Genomic DNA, 18,033 nt, shown 5'->3' on the forward strand with positions numbered 1-18,033 from the left:
CCACACCCCTCAGGCCAGGCCCAGGGCGAAGACGGCGAATCCCGCCGACAGCAGGCCGGCCGCGGTGCGCCGCGCCGCGGTCGACCGGGCCCACGGTGCCTCGAAGCGCCGTGCGTACCGGGCGATGAGCACGAGCAGCGCCGCGAACACCGGCAGCCAGGCGAGCCGCTGCACGATCCACAGCGCCGTGTCCGGGGCCGTCGTCAGCCCGGGGAGCCCGCCCAGGGCGGCGGCGGGCACGGCCGCGGCCAGCATCGCGCTCTGGTGCCAGCACAGGACGGTCATCGCGGACAGGTTGACGACGACCACCGGAGCCCACAGGGCCGGCCGCGCCAGCCACCGCGCGAGCCGGTCCCGGACCAGGATCGCCGCCCCGGACTGGGCCGCGGCCAGCGCCAGGACCAGCAGCGACGGCGGGTGCGAGTTGGTACGGGCCGCGCCCGGTACGCCGACCATGGACGCCGGGTAGTGGAAGAGCAGCAACAGGACCGCGAAGAGCGCCGTGCCGCCCGCGCACAGCAGTGCCGCGCCGCGCCGCCCGATCCGGCCCTCGCCCCAGGAGACGCCGAGCTGATAGGCGAACAGCCAGCCCGGCAGGACGTTCACCAGGGCCACCCAGGACGGCACGGCCTCCGCGTACGGCCCGTAGCGCAGGAAGTCCACCACGGCCACCGAAGCGAGCAGCGGCGCCGCCGCCCAGCCGCCGAGCCGGCGCGCCGCGCGCACGCAGTACGGGGTCAGGGCGGTCACCACCGCGTACACCCCCACGAACCACAGGGGTTGGACCACCAGCGTCGCCCCGGTCCGCAGGGTCGTCACTGGCACCCCCGCCGCGTACAACACCGGCGCGAGCACGGCCCACACGGCGGTGACGCCGAGCACCGGGCGGCCCAGCCGGGCGATCCGGCCCCGCAGCCAGGCCCCCGCCGAGCCCGCGCGGCGGTGGTAGGACAGCACCGAGGCGTACCCGCCGACCAGGAAGAAGATGCCGAGCATCTGGAGCACCCAACTGGCGGGCGCGAGCGCGGCGAAGGAGGACAGCGGGCTCGCGTTGTGCAGCGCGCCCGCGCCGTCCAGGGTGAAACCGCCCAGCATCCAGTGGCCGGCGGGGACGGCCAGCAGCGCGATCGCGCGCAGCGCGTCGATCGCGCGGTCACGGTGGGCCGGGGTGTCCCGGTCGATGCGCCGGGCGAGGCGGCGCAGCCCCCCGACGGACGGGCCGGTGCGGGTCACGCCCTGCCTCGCGCCGCTCATCGGGCCGCTCCCGTCGTGATCGCGGCGAAGGCCGCCAGGGACCGCGTCCCGGGGACGAAGTAGCCGGTGTGGCCCTCGGCGTCGGCGGCCGGGACCCGCCGGGCGCCGAACGCGGCCGACGTCGGGTCGGCGCCGTGCCCGAGCCCGGCGAACTCGACGTTCGGCACGTCGTCGATCCAGTCGGAAGGGCCCTTGGCGGCCCACACCCGGGCCCGGGTCCCCAGCGCGGCCGCGCTCCGCGCGTGCATGCCGGGGGAGCCCAGCACCACGATGTCCCGCGCGTCCGCGTGGCGGGCGGCCAGCGCGCAGACCACCGAGCCGTAGCTGTGGCAGAACAGCGCCGGCCGCGCCGCACCGACGGCGTCGAGGCCCGCGAGGAAGCGGGTCAAGCGGATCGCGCCGGCCTCCGCGAGCCGGACGCGGGCGGCGTCGAGCCCCACCCCGACGGGGGTGGTGTAGCCCGTCCAGGCCACCACGGCGGTGGTGTCGCCGCTGGCGGCGCGCAGGGCGCGGGCCATTCCGACGGGGCCGCTGTACGCCGCGCGCGCACGGTCGTGCGTCCGCGCGTCGTTGTCGGAACCGGGCACGACCACGGCCACGTGCTCCGCGTGCGCCAGGTCCCCGAAGACCTCGACGACCTGCCCGCGCCCGCGCGGGTCGAAGGCGAGGACCTGCCGCCCGGACCCGGCGAGCGAGAGGTACCGGCCGTCACCGGAGGCCAGGATCGAGATCCGGTTCGCCTGGTACCGCAGCGCCACGGGTACGCCGTCCAGATTGCCGACGACCAGCGGGTGCCGGCGCCCCAGGGCCTGCGCCTCTTCCGGGGCCAGCGCGGCGAAGAAGCGGGCCACCGCGTCCGGTGCGGCCGTGGCCGGATCGGGCAGCCCCGGCACCGCCAGCCAGGCCGTGGTCCCGGGGAGCGGCCCGGTGACCGCCGGCTGGGCGTCGGCGGACGCCCAGCCGGCGGTCCCCGTGATGACGGCCGCCGTCAGTACGGCGGCCACCAGCGTCCTCCCGAAGCGGCGCATGCCCCTTCTCCTCTCCTCGTGTCGAGGAGGAAGGTAGGAAGAAGGTGTCGAAGCGGACATCGCACCAGGGAGCCAAGTGCGCTGTCATACCTGGGTAGGGGGTGGAGGAGGGCTCCGGTCGTGGCGGCCGGTGGCTCGGCGCGCGACGCCCCTCAACGGGCGGCCCTGGCAGACTTGACGACATGTCCGACACACCGTCCGCGAACCGGCCGCCGGAGGATCCGATCCCCGCGTACCTGACGCACTACCCCGAGGTCCTCGCGTCCGGTTCGCTGCGCGACGCCCTTCAGGAAGCGGCCGATCGAGCGGGCCTCCCGCTCGCCGTCGAGCTGACGTCCGCACCGGGCTGGCGCGTCACGGCCGCGCAGGTGACGGCCGACGGCCGCGCGGCGCAGGTCCTCATGAGCATCGGCGACCGCTCCTTCTCCGTTCACTGCCGGGCCGCCGACGTCAGCATGGCCACCGGCCGGACCGAGGACCTGTCCGAGGTCGTCGGGGCGCTGCACTCCTGGACGCGGGGACACCGCCTGCGGGAACTCGTCGCGCGGTGGCCGTTCCTGCGGACCTGGGAGCTGGCCGAGGCCTACGAGCGGGGCGACGCGGTACCGGCGCGCTGGCGCTCCCTGCGCGGCTCCGCCGCACAGCGGGGCGACACCGCGATGTCGGAGCTCCTGGCGGCCGCCTTCGCCGAGCCGAGGCTGCGGGTCCTGTCGCCGGGGCGGAGCCTGCACTGGCTCACCTTCAGCCGCAGGGCCGCGCCACCGATCTGCCACGACCTGCCGCGGACCATGCCGGTCAAGGGCGGCGGCTACCGGATCCGCTTCGCCGACGGCCGGCTCCAGGACGTGGACGATGCGGCGGGGGCCGTCGCCCTCGTCCTCGCCGGCCTCCCCGAGGACGCCGTCCCGCACCCATGACCCCGCGCGCGACGGGGCGCGGCGTCAGGCGCCGTCGCCCGGGCGCACCAGCCCCGCCTCGTAGGCGAAGATGACGGCCTGCGCCCGGTCCCGCAGGTCCAACTTGCCCAGGACCCGCCCGATGTGCGTCTTGACCGTCTGCTCGGCCAGCACCAGGTGCCCGGCGATCTCCTGGTTCGACAGCCCGCGCGCGATCAGCTCCAGCACCTCGGTCTCCCGCGGGGTCAGCCCGTTCAGCCGGAGCGCCGGATCCTTGCGGGGCGCGGGCCGGCGCTGCACGAAGTCCGCGATCAGCCGTCGCGTCACCGACGGCGCCAGCAGGGCCTCGCCCGAGGCGACCACCCGGACCGCCGCGATCAGGTCGGCCGGGGGCGCGTCCTTGAGCAGGAAGCCGGAGGCGCCCGCGCGCAGCGCCTCGTACACGTAGTCGTCGATGTCGAAGGTGGTCAGCATCAACACCTTCGGCCGGTGCACCACACCGGGCGCCGGTCCGAGCAGGGCGCGCGCCGCCGTCAGGCCGTCCATCTCCGGCATCCGTACGTCCATCAGCACCACGTCGGGGTGCGCGGCCCGCGCCACCTCGATGCCGCGCCGGCCGTCGGGAGCCTCGCCCACGACGTCGATGTCGGCCTGCGCCGACAGCAGTGCGGCGAACCCCGCCCGCACCATGGCCTGGTCGTCGACGATGATCACGCGGATGGTCAACTGGCGTCCTCGGCAGGGGGGTGCAACGGCAGGCGGGCGGCGACCCGGAAGCCGCCGTCGGGAAGCGGGCCGGTGTCCAGCGTCCCGCCCGTCAACCGTACGCGCTCGCGCATGCCGATCAGACCGTGACCGGTGCCCGGCCCCTCCAAACGCACCGGCGCGCTGCGGGCCCGCCCGTTGACCACGAGCACCAGCACCTCGCCCGCGGCGCCCGCGTCATGGCGCACCGACACCCGGGTCGTCGCCCCCGGCGCGTGCCGCACCACATTGGCCAGTGCCTCCTGCACGATCCGGTACGCCGACAGGTCCACCGCGGGCACGGCCTCGGCGGCCTTCGCCGCCTGCGCCGTCATCGACAGCTCCACCGGCAGACCCGCCCGTACCGTCGCCTCCACCAGCTGCTGCACCCGCGCGAGCCCCGGCTGCGGAGCCCGCTCGCCGTCCACCCCGTCGCCCCGGAGCACCAGCAGCAGCCGCCGCATCTCGCCCAGCGACTCCCGGGCGCTCGCCGCGATCGCGGTGAACTCCTGGCGCACCTCCTCGGACACGTCCGGCAGCCGGTACGGCGCCGAGTCCGCCTGCACGGTGATCACCGACATGTGATGGGCCACCACGTCGTGCAGCTCACGGGCGATCCTGGCCCGCTCCTCCAACAGGGTGCGCCCGGCGCGCTCGGCCTCGCTGATGCTCTCCTGCTCGGCCACCCGCCGCTGCGCGTCGCCCACCCCGCGCAGCGCCCCGGTCACCACCAGCATGACGCCGGCCAGCACGAACAGGAGCGCGTGCGTGATCGTCACCCCGTCCCGTGGGAGGAGACCGAGCAGCACCCCGACCGCCCCGGTCACCAGCCACACTCCGATCAGGGTCCGGATCGACTCGCGCAGCCCCAGGCAGGCCATCAGCAGCAGGTAGCCGATGATGACCATGGGCGTCCACGGCCAGGCCTGCCCGGCGATCCGGTCGGCGTGGACCAGTACGAGGGCGCCCACGATGTCGGCCGCGAGCACCAGCGCCCACGCGGCCAGCGGCCGGGTCACCGCGAGCAGCAGCGGCACGGTCTGCGCCACGCCCAGCGCGCCCGCCCAGCCGCCCCCCGCCTTGTAGTCGTCGGTGAGGACGCTGATCGTCACGGGCAACAGGGTGAGCACGGCGACCGCGACGACCGCGTAGGGCAGCCGGCGCTGCCACCGCTTCGGGGCCTGCGCGAACAACGGCTCCGCGGCTCTGGCCGGGGTCCGCAGCACCGCGGTCAGCCCGGGCGGGGGACCGGACGTCTCTTCGCTTCGCATGATCCGTCCAGCCTAGGGGGTGTCCGGCGTCCGCCGGCCGTGCCGGGTGGATCTTGCGTGGGGATAGGGTCTCGGTGGCGCCGGGGGACGACGTCACCAGGGACAGCGCGAGCGTCGGGGGTCGGGGCATGGGTTCGGTGGCCACGTTGGAGAAGCTGCTGCCGGTCCTGCTGGCCTTCGGCTGCGGGGCGGTGCTCGCCAAGCGCAAGGTCGTCCCCGCCGAGGCGTCCAAGGCCTTCGCGGACTACGCCTTCCTCTTCGCCGTCCCCTGCTACCTCTTCGGCAACATCTACGCGAGCGACCTCGGCGCCCTGTTCAACTGGCGCGCGCTGTCGGGCTACGCGGCCACCGCCGCGCTCGCCGTCCTGCTGGTCGGTCTCGCCGCCCGGGCCCGGGGGGTGCGGGAGCCGCGCGGAGTGGCCCTGCGGATCATGGCGGGCGTCCAGGTCAACACCGCCTACTTCGCGGTGCCCGTCTTCATCACCGTGTTCGGCGACGCGGCGCCGATCTTCCCGGTGTTGCTGTTCCAGGTCTGCGTGCTGTCCCTCGTGGTCATCTCCATCATGGAGCTCGGCCGCGCCGACGACGCGGCCGAGGGCGGCGCGGCCGGCGACGCAGCGGCCGCCGTCGGCGGGGCCTCGCGGCCCGTCCGGCTCGCCCGGGCCGTCGTCGCCTCGCTGACCACGCCGCTCGTGCTCGCCTGCAACGCGGGCATCCTGCTCAACCTGCTCTCGCTGCCCGTCCCGAAGGTGGTGCTCGACGGCTTCGCCTTCGTCGGCGACAGCGCCTCGCCGGTCGCGCTCTTCGCCCTCGGCCTCCACCTCGGCGGTCTCGGCCTCGACGTCCGGGGCACGACCCGCGAGGAGATCGCGCTGATCGCCTTCAAGTGCCTGGCCTTCCCGCTGCTCGCCTGGGGCGTCTGCGGCGCCCTGTTCGGCGTCACGGGGGACTGGCTGAAGTACCTGGTGCTGATCGCCGCGATGCCCACCCCGCAGAACCTCTTCATCTTCGCCCAGCGCTACGACGTCGGCGTGGACCTCTCCGCCGCCCTGGTGATCAAGAGTTCGGTCGCCGCGCTGCTGCTGCTCCCGCTGTGGATCCAGTGGGCGGCGGCCTGAGTCGACGGACGGCCGTCAGGCGCTCAGCACACCGGTCCCGAGCAGGCCGAAGAGCAGCACGCCGATGGCGATCCGGTAGATGACGAAGGCGTTGAAGGAGTGCTTCGCGACGAACTTCAGCAGCCAGGCGATCGAGGCGTAGGCGACCACGAAGGACACCAGGGTGCCGACGGCCAGGGGCGCGAGGTCCACCCCGGCGCCGACCGCGTCCTTGAGTTCGTAGAGGCCGGCGCCGGTCAGGGCGGGGATGCCGAGGAAGAAGGACAGGCGGGTGGCGGCGACCCGCTCGAGGTCGAGGATCAGGCCGGTGGACATGGTGGCGCCGGAGCGGGAGAAGCCGGGGAAGAGCAGGGCGAGGATCTGCGAGGACCCCACGAGCATCGCGTCCTTGAGCCGCGTGTCCTGTTCGCCGCGCCGGTGCCGGCCCATCTGGTCGGCGGCCCACATGAGGCCGCTGCCGACGATCAGGGAGCCGGCGACCACCCACAGCGAGGCGAGGGGGCCCTCGATCAGGGGCTTGGCGGCCAGTCCGACGACGACGATGGGGATCGTGGCGTAGATGACCCACCAGGCGAACTTGTAGTCGTGGTGGTGACGCTCCTCGCGGTGGGCCAATCCCCGCCCCCACGCGGAGACGATCCGCACGATGTCCTTGAAGAAGTACACGAGGACCGCCGCGATGGCCCCCACCTGGATCACGGCGGTGAAGGCGACGACGGCCTTGTCGTCCACCGGAATCCCCATCAGGCCCTCGGTGATCTTCAGATGGCCGGTGGAGGAGACCGGCAGGAATTCGGTGACTCCTTCGACGACGCCGAGAACGACTGCCTGGCCTATGCCGATGGTGCTCAATTGCCCCGTCCCTGAGGTTGGTTCGCGCGGGTGACCCCTGGCCGTCTACAAGCGTGTAGAAGACGAGGGTGACTGTAGAGGATCCACGCCGGGGCGACCAACACGCCGTGGGGCTAGGGTGCGCAGCGGAGAGGTGGAGGCGGATCGCATGGTGACGGGCCCGGCGTCCCGGACGCTGCCGGTGCTGCTGACCTTGACCGGTGGCGCGGGTGCGGGGAAGACGACGCTGGCCGATGCGCTGGCGGCCACCGCGGTCGGGGCGCCGGTGCGCGTGCTCCACGGGGACGACTACTACCACGCCGCCCACGACGAGGGCGGTGCGGGGCACGGGATCTGGCGGCCCGATGCCACGGGCGTCCCGCGGCTGGACACCGGCGACCCCCGCTCCGTCGATGCCGAGCGGCTGACCGGGGACACGGCCCGCGCGCTCGGCTCGGCCCCCGTGGTGATCGTCGAGGGCCTGTTCGCGCGCCGGATCGGCCCGCCGGTGGCCTGCGCCCGCTTCGACGTGTTCGTCGACCTCCCGGCCGACCTGCGGCTGGTGCGCAAGATCCGGCGCAAGTGCCTGCGCGAGGGCTTTCCCCTCGACGTCCTGCTGACGAACTACCTCGACCACCGGCGCGACGCGCACGAACGCCACGTCGAATCGCTCCGCGCCTCCTGTGACCTGGTGATCGACGCGCGCGGGGAGCCCGCCCGGTTGGCCCGCGAGGTCTGGGCGGCCTTCGTCCGCTGACGGTCTACGGGGCCGGGGTGGAGGCTTCCGGGTCCGGGCGGGTCGACGGGAGGGGGCGCAGGGCCGGCCAGCGGGTGCGGATGCCTTCGCGCATCCGGGCCGCCAGGCGGGACAGGTCCGACAGGTCCGGGTGGTCGGCGCCCAGGGCGCAGACCACGCCGAGGCGGTGGGCCAGCCGTTGGCGGGCCGTGGCCGTGCCCCAGGTCCAGTCCTCGCGCGCCGCCCGGGCCAGGTGGTCCCCGGCCTCCCGCTGGGCCCGCGGCACCAGCGCGTCCCCGCGCAGCAACCAGCCCGCGCAGGCGTCGGCGAGGCCGTCGGGGAGGTCCTCGCCCCGCTCCTCCCGCCACGCCGCACGGTAGGCGGCCTCGGCGCGGGCGAGCAGCGGCGGCGCCGCGGCCGTCACCCACGCGCAGGAGGGGAACCCGATCCGCAGGTAGGCCAGTTCGGTGAGACCGCTGCCCATGGCCGCCTGTTCGAAGTCGACGAACCGGATCCCCGCCGGGGTGTGCAGGTCGTTGCCGGGACACGGATCGCCGTGCAGCAGCGAGTCCACCGGGGCCGCGTCGAGCCGCTCCACCAGGGCCGACAACTGCGCCCGCGCCCCGGCCGGTACCGCGGCCCCCAGCTCCCCGGCCAGGCCGAGGAACGCCAGGACGTCCTCCTCGCCCGGACCCCGCCACCGCGGCAGCCCCGATGCTTGTCCTGCGGACAGCGCGGCCCCGCAGGCGTGCAGCCGGGCCAGTGCCACCGCGTACTCCACGATCCACTCGGGCCCGGGCCGCCGGTGCTCCAGGAGTTCCAGCACGAGGACCCGCTCGGCCGGATCGGCGGCGAGCAGCGCGGGCGCCAGGGGTCCGGCGGGGCGCCGGCCGGCCAGCCGCAGGGCGGTGACCTCCCGCGCGTACCGGTCCTGCGCGCCGGGACCGGCGACGAGCTGCTTGAGGACGGCCGGCCCCCCGGCCAGTTCGACCCGCCACACCCGCGAACGCGGGCTGCTCTCCAGCCGTTCCGCCCGCCCCGGCGGCCCCAACCGGTCCCGCAGTCCGTCCCCGAACGGCAACCGCTCCGTCATCGCGCCCCTTCCGCCTCCGCCACCGCGCAGAACGGCCCCACACCACCACACCCCCGTGCTCCCGGGCCAACGGATTTCCGCGTGCGCCGCGCGGCCCCGTGCGTTCCCCCGCGCGGGGGAGCCTCGTTGAGACCGGTATGGAAACTGGCGTGGAACTGCCGTCCGTCGCGGCGCCCGGGGTCGGCGAGCGGGCCGACGCGGCCGCCGACGCGGCCTGTCACCTGTACGACGCCGCCTTCCTCGGCGGCTGGAGCCGGACCGCGGCCGAGGACGCCGCCGAGACCATCGAGACCACCGCGCACGCCCTGGCGAACGTCCACCCGCGGGCCGAGGTCATCCTCGGGCCCGTGCACGCGGCCCTCGCCGACCTGCGCCGGCGGCTCGAACTGCCCCCGGCGGACACCGTCATCGCGCCGGGCGTGCCGCAGACCCCGCGGACGGTGGGGAACCCGCGGCGCACCCGGCGCCCGCACGGGCTCATCGCGCCGCGTCGACCGCCGTCTGGTACAGGCTCCTGACGTCCGTGCCGAAGTAGGAGCTGTACGAGGTGTCCGGGCCGGGACCGCCCGTCTTCCAGCCCCCGATGACCCCGATGACGTCCCCGGTGTTGGTGAACCGGTCGAAGTTCTTCAGGAACGGGCCGCCGCTGGTCCCACCGGGGTAGCCGGTGCAGTCGATCCGCAGGAACGATCCGGGGCTGGCCGGATCGGTACTGGTGAACCGGGTCGTCCGGTTGACGCACAGCCGGGGCCGGGCGGCCGAGGCCGGATAGCCGATCAGCCGCACCTCGTCGTGCTCGTAGCCGTCGCCCGTGACCAGCCGGTTCCCGCCGACCGCGTCCTCGACCTCGGTGCCCTGGCTGTTCGGTCCGACCCGGGCGAAGGCCACGTCGAGCGTGGCCGCGAGGTCGGGCCCCTGCTGCTGGTAGCGCGGGTCGACCCACACCTTGAGCACGGGGAACATCCCGTACGGGCGGGGGGTCTTGGCCGTGTAGTGCGGTACGAACGCGACCTGCCGGGTGTCGGCGCCCAGCAGGCAGTGCGCCGCCCCGAGCACCAGGTCCTTGTACGGGGAGGCGACCACGCTGGCGGTACAGAAGTACGCCCCGCCGTCCTTCATCACGAAGAGCCGGCCGACCACCGGCACCCCGTCGAAGTCCTGCCCGTCACCGGGCCCGGCCGCCGCCGGGACGCCCGCGTCGCCGCCCATGACCGTGGCGGAGGCCATCCGGTCCGTGGTCCAGAAGGCCTGCGCGTCCCGGGCGGTCCAGTGGCCGCCGCCCGGCGCCCGGGTCCCGGCGGAGCCGGCGCCGGCGGGCACCTGCCCGATGCCGACCACCACGGAGGCCGCGGCCACCACGACGAGCGTCCGACGCAGCATCGCACCACACCGCATGCTGAACTCCTCTTCCCACTGTTGACCGGACGGCTCAGGCACTAGACCCCCTGGGGGAAGTCGAAGAGACGGCTGGGGTCATAGGCATGCTTGACCTCCTTCAAACGAGCGAGATTGCCGCCGTAGTACGCCTCGCCCCAGTTCTGGAGCTTCGGATCCGTGTAGTTCTGGTACGCGCGCCCGCCCGCCCACGGCCGCAGCCGCTGCCAGAGCCCGTCCAACCAGGCCTGATGGCGCCCGACGTCGGCGGGCGAGGACCCCGACGGCCAGTACGCGAGGTACTGGGCGAGGAAACCGGCGGCCCGGTGGACGAACGCGGTCGCCGCCGGGTCCACCCGGCCCACCGCGCCCCCGCACACCCCGTCGAACTGCACCACGCCGAGCCCGCCCGGGGGCACCGCCGAGGCGTAGCGCCGTACGCCGTCCAGCACGGCCGCGACGGCGTCCTCGGGCAGGCCCGCGGCGGGCCAGAAGTCCGAGCGGGCCGCGTAGTCGTCCCGGCCGAGGCGCCCCTGCGGATCGTGCCCCGGCAGCCGCCCGGGCAGGTGGCACCGGGCCGCCGACTCCTCCCGGCAGCCGGACAGGGTGCGCATGGTGTCGCCGTAGGTCCCCACCTCCACGTGGCTGTCCCGGGGCCGGACCCCGACCGCGTCCGCCAGCCGGGTGAGCTGCTCCTCCAGCGCGCGGCGGCCGTCCAGGCAGAGCACCCGCACCGCTGCCGGCCCCGGCGCCGCACCGGGCTCGACCACGAACTCGACCTGGCTCCAGAAGGGGTCCGCCAGCGAGCCGAGCCACCGCTGCCAACCGCGCAGCAGCGCGCCGCAGTCCCGCCAGGACCAGTGCAGTTCCGCGAAGGCGCAGGCCCCGACCGGGCGGGTGCGCAGCCGGAATTCGGTGACGACCCCGAAGTTCCCGCCGCCGCCCCCGCGCAGCGCCCAGAAGAGGTCCGGGTCGGTGCGCGCGTCCACCTCGCGCACGACCGCGTCGGGGGTGACGATCCGGACTCCGGTGAGCTGGTCGCTGGTCGTCCCGAAGGCCCGGCTGGAGACGCCGAGGCCACCGCCGAGCGCGAGCCCCGCGATCCCCACGGAGGGGCAGAGGCCGGTGGGCACGGCCACGCCCCGCTCCGCCAGCCGCGCGTTCACGTCGCCGAGCCGCGCCCCGGCGCCGATCCGGGCCTCCCCGGTCCCGGTCTCGACGGCCGCCATGGCACCGACGTCGACGACCAGGCCGGCTCCGGTCGAGTAGCCGGCGTAGCTGTGCCCGCCGCCGCGGGGCACGATGGCCACCGCCGCGCGGCGGGCGAAGGCCACGCAGGTCGCGACGTCACGGGCGTGCGCGGGGTAGGCGACGGCGCCGGGTGCGATCGTGTCGTAGCGCGGCTGGAAGAGCCGGCGGGCCTCGGCGTAGTCCCGTTGCCCGGGGAGGACCACCTGTCCGTCGAGGTCCCGGGCGAGCGCCTCGAAATCGGCGGCGCGCCGCCGGTCCCGGTTTCCCGGTGGCCGCGCCGCCCCGACGGAGGCGAGAACGGCCGCGGCGGCGCCGGCGAGGAGGTGACGGCGATCGAGGCTCATGTCCCACTAGTGCCATCGCCGCCCCCGATCGCCCGGGGGACAGGGCCGCGCACGGGCCCGGCTCCCCCCGAACGGCCCACCCCGGCCCGCCCTCGGGGGCGCCGAGCTACCGCAGCGCGAGCCCCGACGGTCGGCCCAGGGTCGTCCACTGGTCGCCCGGGGTGGCCGGGCTGAGCCGCATCAGGGTGAGCGCCTTGGCGGGCAGCGGTTCGCTCAACAGGGCCACCGCGTCCGGGGTGCGCTCCAGCGCGGGCGCGGCGGCGGCCAGGTCCTCGGCCAGTGCCCCGACCGAGCCCGCCAGCGCCCCCAGGGCCCCGGTCACCAGCGAACCGAACAGCTTGCGGCGCAGCAGTACCTCGTCGTCCGTGACCAGCCGCCCCGCCAGCGGCGGCGCCGGGATCCCGTGCGCGGCGAGCCGGGCCGGGCTGATGCGGATGTCGGCGAGGTCCCGGTAGACCAGCCGCAGCGGTTCCCCGGCGGGGGAGAGGACGACGAGCAGGTTCTGGCCGTGCGCCTCCAGGGCCACGCCGAGGTCGAGCACGCGCAGGCACACCGAGAGCGCGAGCCGGGCGAAATCGGCCCGCCAGGCGGGCGAGCGGGCCCACTCGGTGCCCCCGAGCGCCCCGACCGGCACGACCCGTTCGCCCGCGCCGGCGTCGGCGTACCGCTCCGGCGGCTCGCGCAGCACGGCCGCCAGGTCCGGGCTGTGCGCGGTGGCGGCGCCCAGGGTCCGGGTGACGTGCAGCCGCCCGTCGAGTCGGGCGGCCAGCGACGCGGCGAAGGCCGACACCGCCTGCGCGGTCTCGATCGAGTACTGCGAGACGTCCCGCACGGAGGAGGTCAGCCGCGTGCTCAGCGCCGTCTTGACCTGCGGGGCCGTGCCCCCGGGGGCCCAGCCGTCCAGCGGGCCGCCCGCGACCGGGGCCAGCGAACGCAGCGCCATCAGCGGATGCGCCGCCAGGCCCGCCAGGCCCGCCGGGCCGGCCCCGCCCGCCACGGCCGCCCCGGGCAGGCGCGGTACGTGCGCGGCCTGCCAGGGGTGCACCGGGATCAGGATCCGCGCCCCGTCCCGCAGCGCCGCCGGCCAGGCGCCCGTCACCAGGCTCGCGTCCGCCCGTACGGCCCGCAGGCCGAGGGTGACGACCGGCCGGTGCTCCGGCGCGTACGCCAGCTCCTCGGCCACCGAGAAGCCGGGGCGGTAGCGGCAGTTGGGGTGGTAGGGATGCCCGTCGACCACCCGCTGCTCCCACTCCCAGACCTCGACCGGGCGCTCCGGCCCCCCGTGCGCCGACTGCCCCGCCCGGGAGAGCGCGAGGGAGGCCGTACTGCCGTCCAGCTCGGCCGCGAAGCCGGCGCCGTGCGGTACCCGCAGCGCCGCCATCAGATCCGCGGCCCGCGCGTGCGCCGTACCGTCGAGGTGCAGCTCCTGGACGCGGGCGTCGTGCGCGTACGGGTCGGGGAGCGGTCCGTGCAGCCGGGCGCCGTCGGCGAGCAGCACGGTCATCGCGTCGCCCGACACCGAACGGCGCACCACCCAGGGCAGCGGTTCGTGGGCCAGCGCCCGCCAGAGCCGGGTCAGGACGGCCGCCCGTGCGCCGGGCAGCGCCGCCGCGTAGGCCGGGCCGAGGGTCGGTCGTACGTCGTCCAGCCGGGCGGCGACGGCGTCCTCGGCGGCGGATCCGGGGGCATGACCACTGCGGTACAGGGCGGAATCCTTTCGGTCGGGCACGGCACCGGGCGAGCGGCTCGTCGCGCGAGCGCCGCGTCGGGAGTCCCGTTCGTATTCTCGTCGGATCATCATCGCCCGAACGCCGCGGCGACGGCCCGCATCGCCGATACTGAAGATCACTGCCGGCCCTAGAGGGAAGTCCGTGGACCCTTGGAACCCAACGCCGCCGTGACGTCCGCCGTCACCGCCGCCGCCGACGATTACGCCGCGGCGCCGCTCCTGAACTGCCTCCTGCGGGAGGCGTCCGCACCCGAAGGGGACGCCGCCGAGGGGGTCCACCGACTGCTCGGCAGCGGGCGCCTCCTACGGGTCCGGGCCGGGCGCCGCCCCGGCCGTCCCGAGCTGCGGGGCGCCGACGGCTGGTACCCGCTGAGCCACACCGACCTCATCAAGCTCACCTCCGACGAGCTGCGCCGCTACACCGGCGCGGCCAATGACGAGCTGCCCGCCGAGATCGCCGACAGCCGCGCCGCGATCGGCGCGATCCTCGCGGCCCGCGCCTCGGCCACGCCGCCGGACGACCCCTACGTCCGCTCCGAACAGGCCCTGCTGATGGGCCACCCGTACCACCCCGCGCCCAAGGCCCGCGGCGGGGCGCCGGCCCGGTCCTGGCTGCCCTACGCCCCCGAGGCGCACGGCCGCTTCCCGCTGACCTTCCTCGCGCTGCGCGCCGACCAGGTGCACGAGGAGGGCGGCGCGGCCGCCGCGCGACTGTTCGAGGAACTCGCCGACGCCGCCGGCGCGCCGCCGGTGCCGCCCGGCCACGTCCTGCTGCCCGCCCACCCCTGGCAGTGGGAGCTGACCTGCGCGCACCCGGCGCTGAGCGCGGCCCTCGCCGACGGGCGGCTGCTGCGGCTCGCCGGCGGCACCCGGCCCGGTTGGCCCACGGCCTCCGTGCGGACCGTGTACCTGCCGGGTCCGCGGAGCGACCTCTTCGCGAAATTCAGCCTGGACGTCCGGATCACCAACGACGTGCGCCGGCTGTGGCGGCACGACCTGCTGAAGCTCCGGCGCACCGACGCGGCGGTCAGCGCCGCCTTCGCGGCGGTTCGCGCCCGCACGGGGACCACGGCGGCCTGGACGGCCGACCTGGGCTACCGCACCGCGACCTTCGCCTTCGAGGAGCTGGCCGTGCTGGTCCGCGAGGGGCTGCGCGCGCACCTCCTGCCGGGCGCCACCCCGCTGTTGGCCGCCGCGCTCGCCGAGGGCTCCGAGCCCGGGCCGCTGGAGCGGACCGCCGATCCGGCCGCCTGGTGGCGCGCGTACCTGCGCCAGGTGGTGCCCCCGGCGCTGGAACTCTTCGCGCGCCACGGAGTCGTGTTGGAGGCCCACCTGCAGAACACCCTGATCGCGGTCGACGGAGCCGGGACCCCGGTACAGGCGCTCTTCCGGGACGCGGAGGGCGTCAAGCTGCTCCCGGAGACGGGCCGCGAGGAGGGCTGGCAGCGGTTGGTGTACTGCCTGGTCGTCAACCACCTGACGGAGATCGCCGGCGCGCTCGCCGACCACCACCCGGGCGTCGCCGCGGGACTGTGGCCGGCCGCGCGGGAGGAGTTCCGCCGCTACGACGCGGAGCACGGGCTGCCCGAGGTCCGGGAGCTGCTGAGCGCCCCGACGCTCCCGGGCAAGACCAACCTGCTGTTGCGCTGGACCCGCGCCGACGGCGCCGCCGCCCGCTACCTGCCGCTGCCGAATCCGCTGCGCGGGCCGGACGGCTCCTGAACCGGGGCCGCCGGGGGCTCAGTTCACGGTGTGGACGTCCCCGGTGGTGGTCGAGGTGATGATCTCGCGCCGGCCCAGGTCGCCCGGCGGGATGCCCGGATGGTGGCCCGTGCTCCGGGCGGCGGCGGCGCCCAGCGCGAGGCGGGAGACGATGCGGTAGCGGTCGCCGCGGTAGACGGAGTGCACGTACTCGACCGGGCGGTCGGTGGAGTCCGTGGTGAGGCGCTCGATCAGCAGGGCGGGGGAGTGCAGGGGCACCTCCAGCAGCGCGGCCTCGGCCGCGTTGACCACGGTGGGCTCGATCGACTGCCGGGCCTCGTGCACGAACAGCCCGTGCCGCTCGCGCAGGTGCTCGTACAGGTCGCCGGCCTCCAGCTCGGCCGGGGTCAGCGCGGGCACCAGGTCCGCCGGGATGTGCAGGTGCTCGATCGCCATCGGGGCGCCGTCCACCAGGCGCAGCCGTGCCACGTAGAGCAGCCCCGCGCCGGGGGAGATGCGCAGCCGGCGCCCGATCCGGGCGTCCGCCGGGATCACCGCGTGCTCCAGCACCCGGCTCGACCAGTGGCCCGCCGCCCGCCGCAGCGCGAAGGAGGCCTCGTCGGGGGCCAGTTCCTGGGTGATCTTGGCGGGTGCGACGAACATGCCGCGGCCGTGTTCGCGGACGAGTGCGCCCGTGGCCACCAACTCGTCGACGGCCGCGCGCAGGGTGGGGCGCGACACCTCCAGCGCGGCGCACAGGGTGCGCTCGGAGGGGATGGCGTCACCCGGTCGTCGGGTGTCGATCAGGCCGAGCAGGTACTCGCGGACCCGCTCCCGCTTCAACACCGGTCCCGAGCCGCTCGTCGTCACGCTCCGCTGCTCCTCCCCGTGTGCCCATGCTGTCCAACTGGTCAGGCACATCTAACCACTTCGGCGCCGGATCGTCAGCAAATCCCTTGGTCTCGCGCAGGGTTGACGTTGTGACCCGCTCATGTCACCTTCGTGCCACGCAGCTATCCAGTTGACCAATTGGTAAGGCATTTGGAGGAACCACCGCGTCATGTCCGCCCGCCGCGCCGCCCTCCCGCAGCTCGTCCCCCGCCCCCGCACCCTCACCCCCCGCCCGGGCCGCTTCCCCCTCGGCCCCGACACCGCACTGCGCGCCGGCCCCGGCGCCGGGGCCGCCGCCGCCCTGCTGCGCGAACTGTTCGCCCCGCTCACCGGCGGCCCCCTGGACCCGGCGCGGGCCGGGGCCCGGGAGCCCGGCGCTCCGGGCGGGCGGATCGTACTGCTCCTGGAAAGCGACCCCGCCGACCCCGCCGACCCCGCCGATCTCGGGGCCGAGGGCTACGCCCTGACCATCGGCCCGGACTCCGTCCAGCTGCGCGCGGCCCGGCACGAGGGGCTGCTGCACGGGGTCCAGACCCTGCGCCAACTGCTCCCGCCCGCGGCCCTCGACGCGGGGGCGGGGCCGCTGCCCGGGCTGTCCCTGCCCTGCCTGAGGATCACCGACGGCCCGCGGTTCGCGTGGCGCGGGGCCATGCTGGACGTGGCCCGCCACTTCCAACCGGCGTCGTACGTACGCCGGTTCGTGGACCTGCTCGCCCTGCACAAGCTCAATGTCCTGCACCTGCACCTCACCGACGACCAGGGCTGGCGGATCCCCGTACCCGGCTACCCGCGGCTCACCGGGACCGGCGCCCGCCGCCGCGAGAGCGAGGGCGACGGCACCCCGCACGAGGGCGCGTACACCCGGGCCGAGCTCACCGGGCTCGTCGACTACGCGGCCCGCCGCGGGGTGACGATCGTCCCCGAGATCGAGATGCCCGGCCACACCCGCGCCGCCCTCGCCGCCTACCCCCACCTGGGCAACCGCCCCGACGTCACCCTGGAGCCGTGGACCCGCTGGGGGATCTGCGAGAACATCCTCGGCGTCCACGACGAGGTGCTCGACTTCTGCCGCGCCGTCCTCGACGAGGTCATGGACGTCTTCCCCGGGCCCTACGTGCACATCGGGGGCGACGAGTGCCCCGCCACCGAATGGCACGCCTCGGCGGCGGCCCGGGAACGCGCCGCCCGCGAGGGACTGAGCGGCCCGGAAGCGCTCCACGGGTGGTTCATGCGGACCGTCGCCGACCACGTCGTCGCGCGCGGCCGCCAGCCCCTGGGCTGGACCGGGAACGGCGCCGAACTCCCCGGCGCGTTCACGGTCGCCGCCTGGCTCGACCCGGACCACGGGCGGACCGCGGCGCTGCGCGGCCACGACGTGATCATGACGCCCCACCGCTCCACCTACCTGGACTACCCGCAGTCCGCCGACCCCGCCGAACCGCGCGGGCAGGACGGCGGCGTGGTCGACCTGCGCGGGGTCTACGACAACGAACCCGCCCCGCCCCACTGGGAACCGGAAGCCACCCGCCGGATCCTCGGCACCCAGGCGCAGTTGTGGACCGAGTACGCGAGCACCCCCGCCCAACTGGAATACCTCGCCTTCCCCCGGCTCTGCGCCCTGGCCGACACCGCCTGGTCCGCCCACCGCGACTGGCCCGACTTCCGGCGCCGGCTGGACCACCACCACGACCGGCTCGCCGCGCTCGGCGTGCGTGCCCGGCCCCCGCACCGCGACGGAACCTGACCTCGCGCCCCTTCGCCCGCACCGTCAT

Annotated in this window: 16 protein-coding genes; 6 read left to right on the top strand and 10 right to left on the bottom strand. The window is 75.5% G+C overall.

Features of this window, described 5'->3' with window-relative positions:
• Nucleotides 1–9: 9 nt before the first annotated feature.
• A complete protein-coding gene (locus ACZ4UB_RS03040; protein ID WP_468067881.1) occupies nucleotides 10–1,254 on the bottom strand; it encodes an acyltransferase family protein in 1,245 nt (414 codons plus the stop codon).
• Nucleotides 1,251–2,282, bottom strand: a complete 1,032-nt coding sequence (locus ACZ4UB_RS03045; RefSeq protein ID WP_468067883.1) for an alpha/beta hydrolase — start codon at nucleotides 2,280–2,282, stop codon at nucleotides 1,251–1,253. The genes ACZ4UB_RS03040 and ACZ4UB_RS03045 overlap by 4 nt, the downstream gene beginning before the upstream one ends.
• A 182-nt stretch (nucleotides 2,283–2,464) precedes the next feature.
• Between ACZ4UB_RS03045 and ACZ4UB_RS03050 the strand changes: the two genes are divergently transcribed.
• Nucleotides 2,465–3,199 carry a DUF6193 family natural product biosynthesis protein gene (locus ACZ4UB_RS03050; protein ID WP_468067884.1) on the top strand — a complete coding sequence of 245 codons (735 nt, stop codon included), beginning with the start codon at nucleotides 2,465–2,467 and terminating at the stop codon, nucleotides 3,197–3,199.
• A 24-nt stretch (nucleotides 3,200–3,223) separates the two neighbouring features.
• Here the strand turns inward: ACZ4UB_RS03050 and ACZ4UB_RS03055 are convergent, their stop codons facing one another.
• Both ACZ4UB_RS03055 and ACZ4UB_RS03060 read right to left on the bottom strand, forming a co-directional pair.
• Nucleotides 3,224–3,904, bottom strand: coding sequence for a response regulator (locus tag ACZ4UB_RS03055; RefSeq protein WP_399257049.1), 681 nt, complete (start codon nucleotides 3,902–3,904; stop codon nucleotides 3,224–3,226).
• Nucleotides 3,901–5,193, bottom strand: coding sequence for a sensor histidine kinase (locus ACZ4UB_RS03060; protein WP_468067886.1), 1,293 nt, complete (start codon nucleotides 5,191–5,193; stop codon nucleotides 3,901–3,903). The genes ACZ4UB_RS03055 and ACZ4UB_RS03060 overlap by 4 nt, the downstream gene beginning before the upstream one ends.
• Nucleotides 5,194–5,321: 128 nt before the next feature.
• Here ACZ4UB_RS03060 and ACZ4UB_RS03065 point away from each other — a divergent pair, with 128 nt between their 5' ends.
• The gene (locus ACZ4UB_RS03065) at nucleotides 5,322–6,311 is read left to right on the top strand and encodes an AEC family transporter (protein WP_468067887.1); all 990 of its coding nucleotides are present in this window, start codon (nucleotides 5,322–5,324) and stop codon (nucleotides 6,309–6,311) included.
• A gap of 15 nt (nucleotides 6,312–6,326) precedes the next feature.
• Here ACZ4UB_RS03065 and ACZ4UB_RS03070 read toward each other — a convergent pair whose 3' ends face one another.
• On the bottom strand, nucleotides 6,327–7,163 hold the full coding sequence (locus tag ACZ4UB_RS03070; RefSeq protein WP_468067888.1) for an undecaprenyl-diphosphate phosphatase: 837 nt from the start codon (nucleotides 7,161–7,163) through the stop codon (nucleotides 6,327–6,329).
• Between the two features lie 148 nt (nucleotides 7,164–7,311).
• Here ACZ4UB_RS03070 and ACZ4UB_RS03075 point away from each other — a divergent pair, with 148 nt between their 5' ends.
• The gene (locus ACZ4UB_RS03075; RefSeq protein WP_468067889.1) at nucleotides 7,312–7,899 is read left to right on the top strand and encodes a hypothetical protein; all 588 of its coding nucleotides are present in this window, start codon (nucleotides 7,312–7,314) and stop codon (nucleotides 7,897–7,899) included.
• 4 nt (nucleotides 7,900–7,903) lie between these two features.
• On the opposite strand, the gene ACZ4UB_RS03080 is transcribed toward ACZ4UB_RS03075, so the two are convergent.
• Nucleotides 7,904–8,971 (bottom strand): aminoglycoside phosphotransferase family protein, encoded by a 1,068-nt coding sequence (locus tag ACZ4UB_RS03080; RefSeq protein WP_468067891.1) that lies wholly within the window; start codon nucleotides 8,969–8,971, stop codon nucleotides 7,904–7,906.
• 149 nt (nucleotides 8,972–9,120) lie between these two features.
• Between ACZ4UB_RS03080 and ACZ4UB_RS03085 the strand changes: the two genes are divergently transcribed.
• The gene (locus tag ACZ4UB_RS03085) at nucleotides 9,121–9,489 is read left to right on the top strand and encodes a hypothetical protein (RefSeq protein WP_468067892.1); all 369 of its coding nucleotides are present in this window, start codon (nucleotides 9,121–9,123) and stop codon (nucleotides 9,487–9,489) included.
• Here the strand turns inward: ACZ4UB_RS03085 and ACZ4UB_RS03090 are convergent.
• The 3 genes from ACZ4UB_RS03090 to ACZ4UB_RS03100 form a co-directional block, all read right to left on the bottom strand.
• A complete protein-coding gene (locus ACZ4UB_RS03090) occupies nucleotides 9,449–10,351 on the bottom strand; it encodes a serine protease family protein (RefSeq protein ID WP_468067893.1) in 903 nt (300 codons plus the stop codon). The genes ACZ4UB_RS03085 and ACZ4UB_RS03090 overlap by 41 nt on opposite strands.
• A 56-nt stretch (nucleotides 10,352–10,407) precedes the next feature.
• On the bottom strand, nucleotides 10,408–11,940 hold the full coding sequence (locus ACZ4UB_RS03095) for an FAD-binding oxidoreductase (RefSeq protein WP_468067894.1): 1,533 nt from the start codon (nucleotides 11,938–11,940) through the stop codon (nucleotides 10,408–10,410).
• Between the two features lie 106 nt (nucleotides 11,941–12,046).
• Nucleotides 12,047–13,738, bottom strand: coding sequence for an IucA/IucC family protein (locus tag ACZ4UB_RS03100; RefSeq protein ID WP_468068175.1), 1,692 nt, complete (start codon nucleotides 13,736–13,738; stop codon nucleotides 12,047–12,049).
• 81 nt (nucleotides 13,739–13,819) lie between these two features.
• On the opposite strand from ACZ4UB_RS03100, the gene ACZ4UB_RS03105 reads away from it, so the two are divergent.
• Nucleotides 13,820–15,391 (top strand): IucA/IucC family protein, encoded by a 1,572-nt coding sequence (locus ACZ4UB_RS03105; protein ID WP_468067895.1) that lies wholly within the window; start codon nucleotides 13,820–13,822, stop codon nucleotides 15,389–15,391.
• 18 nt (nucleotides 15,392–15,409) lie between these two features.
• Here the strand turns inward: ACZ4UB_RS03105 and ACZ4UB_RS03110 are convergent, their stop codons facing one another.
• Nucleotides 15,410–16,240: a GntR family transcriptional regulator gene (locus tag ACZ4UB_RS03110; RefSeq protein WP_468067896.1), complete on the bottom strand. Its 831-nt coding sequence runs from the start codon at nucleotides 16,238–16,240 to the stop codon at nucleotides 15,410–15,412.
• A 190-nt stretch (nucleotides 16,241–16,430) separates the two neighbouring features.
• On the opposite strand from ACZ4UB_RS03110, the gene ACZ4UB_RS03115 reads away from it, so the two are divergent.
• Nucleotides 16,431–18,005: a beta-N-acetylhexosaminidase gene (locus tag ACZ4UB_RS03115; protein ID WP_468067897.1), complete on the top strand. Its 1,575-nt coding sequence runs from the start codon at nucleotides 16,431–16,433 to the stop codon at nucleotides 18,003–18,005.
• Nucleotides 18,006–18,033 lie beyond the last annotated feature (28 nt).

This window comes from Streptomyces sp. NPDC028419, from assembly GCF_055565515.1.

What these genes read in the sequence shown, in the direction of transcription:
- ACZ4UB_RS03040 (WP_468067881.1), bottom strand. Translation starts at nt 1,254, where the DNA reads ATGAGCGGCGCGAGGCAGGGCGTGACCCGCACCGGCCCGTCCGTCGGG.
- ACZ4UB_RS03045 (WP_468067883.1), bottom strand. Translation starts at nt 2,282, where the DNA reads ATGCGCCGCTTCGGGAGGACGCTGGTGGCCGCCGTACTGACGGCGGCC.
- ACZ4UB_RS03050 (WP_468067884.1), top strand. Translation starts at nt 2,465, where the DNA reads ATGTCCGACACACCGTCCGCGAACCGGCCGCCGGAGGATCCGATCCCC.
- ACZ4UB_RS03060 (WP_468067886.1), bottom strand. Translation starts at nt 5,193, where the DNA reads ATGCGAAGCGAAGAGACGTCCGGTCCCCCGCCCGGGCTGACCGCGGTG.
- ACZ4UB_RS03065 (WP_468067887.1), top strand. Translation starts at nt 5,322, where the DNA reads ATGGGTTCGGTGGCCACGTTGGAGAAGCTGCTGCCGGTCCTGCTGGCC.
- ACZ4UB_RS03075 (WP_468067889.1), top strand. Translation starts at nt 7,312, where the DNA reads ATGGTGACGGGCCCGGCGTCCCGGACGCTGCCGGTGCTGCTGACCTTG.
- ACZ4UB_RS03080 (WP_468067891.1), bottom strand. Translation starts at nt 8,971, where the DNA reads ATGACGGAGCGGTTGCCGTTCGGGGACGGACTGCGGGACCGGTTGGGG.
- ACZ4UB_RS03090 (WP_468067893.1), bottom strand. Translation starts at nt 10,351, where the DNA reads ATGCTGCGTCGGACGCTCGTCGTGGTGGCCGCGGCCTCCGTGGTGGTC.
- ACZ4UB_RS03095 (WP_468067894.1), bottom strand. Translation starts at nt 11,940, where the DNA reads ATGAGCCTCGATCGCCGTCACCTCCTCGCCGGCGCCGCCGCGGCCGTT.
- ACZ4UB_RS03100 (WP_468068175.1), bottom strand. Translation starts at nt 13,738, where the DNA reads ATGATCCGACGAGAATACGAACGGGACTCCCGACGCGGCGCTCGCGCG.
- ACZ4UB_RS03115 (WP_468067897.1), top strand. Translation starts at nt 16,431, where the DNA reads ATGTCCGCCCGCCGCGCCGCCCTCCCGCAGCTCGTCCCCCGCCCCCGC.